This window comes from Pseudomonas sp. P5_A2_2 (assembly GCF_054177685.1).
The window spans coordinates 1-5,168 of record NZ_JBGCUL010000284.1; the positions used below are offsets into that span (position 1 = coordinate 1).

A 5,168-nucleotide genomic window follows, 5' to 3' on the forward strand; every position below is an offset into this window, starting at 1 on the left:
GGGGCGCCCCAGGCAGYCTTCGCTGCTTACTGGGCTTCTACCTCGGCACCCTTGTCCGCCAGCTCCATCCAGCCAGCGAGTACGGTGTAGGCGTCTTCCAGGCCCATGCGTTTCGGGGCCGAAAACAGCTGGATCGTCACGAGATCACCCCAGCCCTTGCGAATTTCCGCCTGAACCTTGAGCAGCGTGTTCTTGGCCGCGCCATAGGTCAGCTTGTCCGCTTTGGTCAGCAGAATGTGCATCGGCATGCCGGCAGCCACGGCCCAGTCGAGCATCAGCAGGTCGAAATCGGTCATCGGATGGCGGATGTCCATCATCAGGATCAGACCTTTCAAACTCTCGCGACCACCCAGGTACGCCTCCAGGTGACGCTGCCAGTGTTGCTTGAGCGGGATCGGTACTTTTGCATAACCGTAGCCCGGCAGGTCGACCAGACGGCGTTCATCGTCTAGCTTGAAGAAATTCAACAGTTGCGTGCGCCCCGGGGTTTTCGAGGTGCGCGCCAGGCTGGCATGGGTCAGGGTGTTCAAGGCACTCGACTTGCCGGCGTTGGAACGCCCGGCGAAGGCGACTTCGAAGCCCTCGTCATCCGGACATTGGTCGACTTTGGCTGCGCTGAGCATGAAGGTGGACTGTTGGCACAGACCGAGGATGGGATTCTTGAGTTGCATGGGATTTCCGATGTGGGCGGCGCCAGGAATGGGTGCGGCAAGCAGTGTCGCTTCCGTTTCAGTGACGCCAGTATATAATGCCGCAGATTTTGTGTGCGCTTTGTCCCAGCGTAGGATGAAGTTCACGAGAGCGACAGACCTTGATTGCGCACTAGAACGCAGCACGCTCTCAACCCTGAAAAGGTCGTTTTATGACGAAATGGCTGCTAGCTGCCGGTGTCTTGATGCCGCTTTACAGCGCTCAGGCTACACAGGAACCGCAAGCTGTGTACAACCGTGTTTGTGGTGCCTGTCATTCCGGCCAACTCCCCATGGCGCCGAAAAAAGGCGATCAGGAAGCCTGGACGCCGAGGTTGGCGAAAGGTATGGAGACGCTGGTGCAACACGTGACCCAGGGTTTCAAGGCGATGCCGCCGCGTGGTTTGTGCATGGACTGCAGTGCCGAGGATTACCAAGCCATCATCCTTTGGATGAGCGAGTAAGCCCGGTCCATAACTCTTAACCCTTAGCCGTAGTTGGATTAGCTGATGAAGAAATTGATCGTGAGTCTGCTGTTGACCGTGGGCATCTCCGGCATGGCCCATGCTGCAGGTGAGGCAGTACAACCGGGTGATGCAAAAGCCGGCCAGGCCAAAGCTGCCGTATGTGGCGCCTGCCACGGCCCGGATGGCAACAGCATGGCGCCAAACTTTCCAAAACTGGCGGGTCAGGGTGAACGCTACCTGACCAAGCAATTGCACGACATCAAGTCGGGCAAGCGCACCGTTCTGGAAATGACCGGTCTGCTGACCAACCTGAGCGATCAGGACCTGGCGGACAYCGCCGCCTACTTCGCCAGCCAGAAAGGCAGCGTCGGTGCCGCCGATCCGAAAGTCGTCGCTCGCGGTGAAGCCTTGTTCCGTGGCGGTGATATGGGCAAGGGTATGCCAGCCTGCACCGGTTGCCATTCGCCAAATGGCGCGGGCAACGCCCCCGCCGGTTTCCCGCACCTGGGAGGCCAGCACGCTCAGTACATCGCCAAGCAACTGACCGATTTCCGCAAGGAAGAAGGCGGCCGCAACAACGACGGCGACACCAAACCCATGCAGACCATTGCCAAAAAGCTGAGCGACGAAGACATCGCCGCGGTGTCCAGCTACATTCAGGGCCTGCACTAAGGCCGGCGGATCGGGCGTTGAACAGGGTGCTTATCGCCTGCAACGTTAACGCTCGATTAATCCGTCACAGCAAGTATAAAAAGGGTGGCCTTGGCCGCCCTTTTTTGTGGCCGCTGCCGTTACACTACAGAACTCAAGCCCGCCAGGACCTGTCTGATAACAGGTCGCGCGAGGCGAAAAAATTTGTCCAGGAGTGAAGCATGCGTAATCTGATCATCAGCGCCGTTTTTGCCGCTGCCAGCCTGTTCGGCATGACTGCCCAGGCCGCTGACGCCCCCGCCGCACCTTATGTCGAACTGAGCAATCCGGTTCCGGTCGCTGTGCCTGGCAAGATCGAAGTGGTAGAGCTGTTCTGGTACGGCTGCCCGCATTGCTATGCCTTCGAGCCGGTGATCAATCCGTGGGCGGAGAAGTTGCCTTCGGACGTGAACTTCGTTCGCATCCCTGCGATGTTCGGTGGCCCGTGGGACGCCCACGGTCAGATGTTCCTGACCCTTGAAGCCATGGGTGTCGAGCACAACGTTCACGCCGCGGTGTTCAACGCGATTCAGAAAGAACACAAGAAACTGACCGACAAGGATGACATGGCCGACTTCCTCGCTACCCAAGGCGTGGACAAGGACAAGTTCCTCGCGACCTTCGACTCTTTCGCTATCAAAGGTCAGATCGTCAAGGCGCGTGAACTGGCCAAGAAGTATGAAATCAGTGGTGTTCCAACCATGATCGTCAACGGCAAGTACCGGTTTGACGTGGGTTCTGCCGGCGGTGCCGAACAGGCCCTGCAACTGGCCGACAAACTGATCGACAAAGAGCGGGCGGCTAACAAGGCTGCCGCCAACTAAGGGCAGTCACTGCCATGCGCCGATGGGGTACTGAACGCGTCGTTGGCCGGCATGATCCGCGGGTCAACGAGCATCATCTGGAGTCCACGGGCCTGCCCGTAGACAGTCGTCTGCGCTTGCTCAGCTTCAATATCCAGGTCGGTATCAGTACCGAGCGTTATCGGCATTACCTGACCCGGGGCTGGCAGCATCTGCTGCCACACACCGGGCGTGCCGACAATCTGCAGAAAATCGGCAATCTGCTGGGCGATTTCGATCTGGTCGCCTTGCAGGAAGCTGATGGCGGCAGCCTGCGGTCAGGCTACGTCAATCAAGTCGAACACCTGGCCCAGCTCGGCGCCTTCCCCTACTGGTATCAACAACTCAATCGCAACCTCGGTCGCCTGGCCCAGCACAGCAATGGCGTGCTCAGTCGATTGCGCCCGTGGGCCATTGAAGATCATCCGTTGCCGGGGCCAAAAGGTCGCGGAGCCATTCTGGTACGGTTCGGCGAAGGCCCGGAAGCGCTGGTGGTGGTCATGATGCACCTGGCCTTGGGCGCCAGGGCGCGCAGCCTGCAACTGGCCTACATCCGCGATCTGATTGGCGATTACAAACACCAGGTACTGATGGGCGACATGAATACCCATGCCAGTGACCTGCTGCAAAACTCCGCGTTGCGCGATCTCGGCCTGCTTGCGCCACAACTGGAAGCGACGTTTCCCAGCTGGCGCCCGCAGCGCTGCCTGGACCATATCCTGCTGAGCCCGAGCCTGACCCTGGAAAAGGTCGAGGTGCTGGCACAGCCCATTTCCGATCACCTGCCGGTCGCGGTAGAGATTCGTCTGCCGGGTTCGCTCACGGCCGATGCATTGCCCGCGTTGAGTCCTGCCCTTCGCGGATCCCATGAATGAGCGACGAAGCACAGCGCTGGAAAGAGAAATACCTCAAAAGCATCGAACAACAGGAAAAGCTCGAACGTCGCTGGGACGCGCGGCTCGACTTACTGCGTCGTGGGCTGGTGCGCAGCACCCTGGCGGCTGAAGGAACCGACCGCGCCGTTGACCAATGCATGAAGGAAATGCGTGAGGTCGTGCGTACCGACGACATGGACGCCGGCCTGGCCGCGCTGATTCCGCGCCTGGAAAAAGCCGTGCTCGACTCTGAACAGCGTCGGGAAACCCGAGTCAGCCAGACCAGTGCTGCCCTGACTGCGCTGGTCACTCAGCTGCAAACATTGCCGCTGCCACGGGATGTGAGCCGACCACTCAAGAGTTTCGCCAAGCAACTGGAGGCGCGGGTCAGTCAGGCACGTGAGATACCGTTGTTGCTCAGCGAGCTGAGTGGCTTGCAAGGCAGGGCCCTGAGTCAGCTGGAGACCCCGACGGAATCCGATCGGCCGGGCTTGCTGCAGCGGTTGTTCGGCGGTCGTGAAGCGGAGGAGACGGCGGCCTCAACGGCTATTTCTCCTGCGCTGGCTGCCCCTGTAGCCGAGAGCCCTGCGGCGATTATCGAGTCGGCCACGGTCGTGATTGAGCCGGTAATCTGCGAGGTACCCGCTGTTGAGCGAGCTGAGGACGAGTCCGCGCCGACTGAGCCAGCCGTGGCTTTTGCACCCCCGGCTGCGGAGCCTCAACCAGCCAGAGCAGCCGCGACAGAAATCGAATCGGCCGAGCAACCGACCCCGGAAACCATCGCGACACCTCCTGAGCCGGAACCAAACCCCGACGAGCTTACCGCGCAAGCATCGACGGATAGTGTGCCCGTGCTTCCGGTTCCGACGGAGGACGTGGTCGCCACCGATCAGGCGCCATCCGAGCACGACATTCTCTACGCACTCCCGGACTCCCCCGAGCCCTCCTACAGTTCGGTGGCCAGTCACATCGAAGACACGCTGCTAGGACTGCTCGAAGACCTGACATTGCCCGAACGTTATCGCCCGCAAGCCGAATCCATGCGCGATCGTCTGAAAAACGGTTTGAACTGGTACGAATTGCTGCCGATCCTCGACGACTTCGCCACGTTGATGCTGGCCATTACCGACAGCGGTCAACATGAGTTCGAAGCCTATCTGCAACGACTGAACGAGCGCCTCGAATCGTTCCAGAGCAACTTGCAGGCCGCCACCGCAGGACACGCCGACAACCGTTCGGCTGCGCGGCAGATGGACACGCAGATCCGCGAACAGGTCGATGGCTTGCAAAGCAGCATGCAGGAAGCCGCGGACCTGGAAGATCTCAAGCACGTCCTGGAAAACCATCTCGAAGGCTTGCTGGGCACCATGGACCAGCACCAGAAACAGCGCGATGAGCGCGAGCAAGAGGTCGCTACGCGCCTGCACAGCCTGGCCGAGCGGGTCGCACATATGGAGCAGGAGGCCCAGGGTTACCGTGAGCACCTTGARGAGCAGCGTCAGAAGGCATTGGTCGACCCGTTGACCGGTCTGCCCAACCGCGCGGCCTGGAGCGAGCGCCTGGATCATGAAGTCACACAATGGCGGCAACATGGCAACACGCTGC

6 protein-coding genes are annotated in these 5,168 nt (G+C 60.2%); 5 read left to right on the top strand and 1 reads right to left on the bottom strand.

Annotated features, from left to right (window positions below):
- Window positions 1-26: 26 nt before the first annotated feature.
- Window positions 27-671, bottom strand: a complete 645-nt coding sequence (yihA, locus tag ACXRVY_RS16385) for a ribosome biogenesis GTP-binding protein YihA/YsxC (RefSeq protein WP_008002192.1) — start codon at window positions 669-671, stop codon at window positions 27-29.
- A gap of 191 nt (window positions 672-862) precedes the next feature.
- Here yihA and ACXRVY_RS16390 point away from each other — a divergent pair, with 191 nt between their 5' ends.
- From ACXRVY_RS16390 to ACXRVY_RS16410, 5 genes are all read left to right on the top strand, one after another.
- Complete coding sequence (locus tag ACXRVY_RS16390; protein ID WP_457266015.1) at window positions 863-1,153, top strand: c-type cytochrome; 291 nt, start codon at window positions 863-865, stop codon at window positions 1,151-1,153.
- A 45-nt stretch (window positions 1,154-1,198) separates the two neighbouring features.
- A complete protein-coding gene (locus ACXRVY_RS16395) occupies window positions 1,199-1,828 on the top strand; it encodes a c-type cytochrome (protein ID WP_458237772.1) in 630 nt (209 codons plus the stop codon).
- 200 nt (window positions 1,829-2,028) lie between these two features.
- Entirely contained in the window at window positions 2,029-2,670 is a 642-nt protein-coding gene (locus ACXRVY_RS16400) for a thiol:disulfide interchange protein DsbA/DsbL (RefSeq protein ID WP_223459224.1), read from the top strand.
- Window positions 2,671-2,684: 14 nt separating this feature from the next.
- A complete protein-coding gene (locus ACXRVY_RS16405) occupies window positions 2,685-3,563 on the top strand; it encodes an endonuclease/exonuclease/phosphatase family protein (RefSeq protein ID WP_218431436.1) in 879 nt (292 codons plus the stop codon).
- The coding region (locus tag ACXRVY_RS16410) for a hypothetical protein (protein ID WP_458237773.1) at window positions 3,560-5,168 on the top strand (1,609 nt) is incomplete at its 3' end. The genes ACXRVY_RS16405 and ACXRVY_RS16410, both read left to right, overlap by 4 nt.

Excerpts from the sequence above, each read along its gene's own strand:
- ACXRVY_RS16400 (WP_223459224.1), top strand. The coding sequence starts at position 2,029 with ATGCGTAATCTGATCATCAGCGCCGTTTTTGCCGCTGCCAGCCTGTTC.
- ACXRVY_RS16405 (WP_218431436.1), top strand. The coding sequence starts at position 2,685 with ATGCGCCGATGGGGTACTGAACGCGTCGTTGGCCGGCATGATCCGCGG.
- yihA (WP_008002192.1), bottom strand. The coding sequence starts at position 671 with ATGCAACTCAAGAATCCCATCCTCGGTCTGTGCCAACAGTCCACCTTC.
- ACXRVY_RS16390 (WP_457266015.1), top strand. The coding sequence starts at position 863 with ATGACGAAATGGCTGCTAGCTGCCGGTGTCTTGATGCCGCTTTACAGC.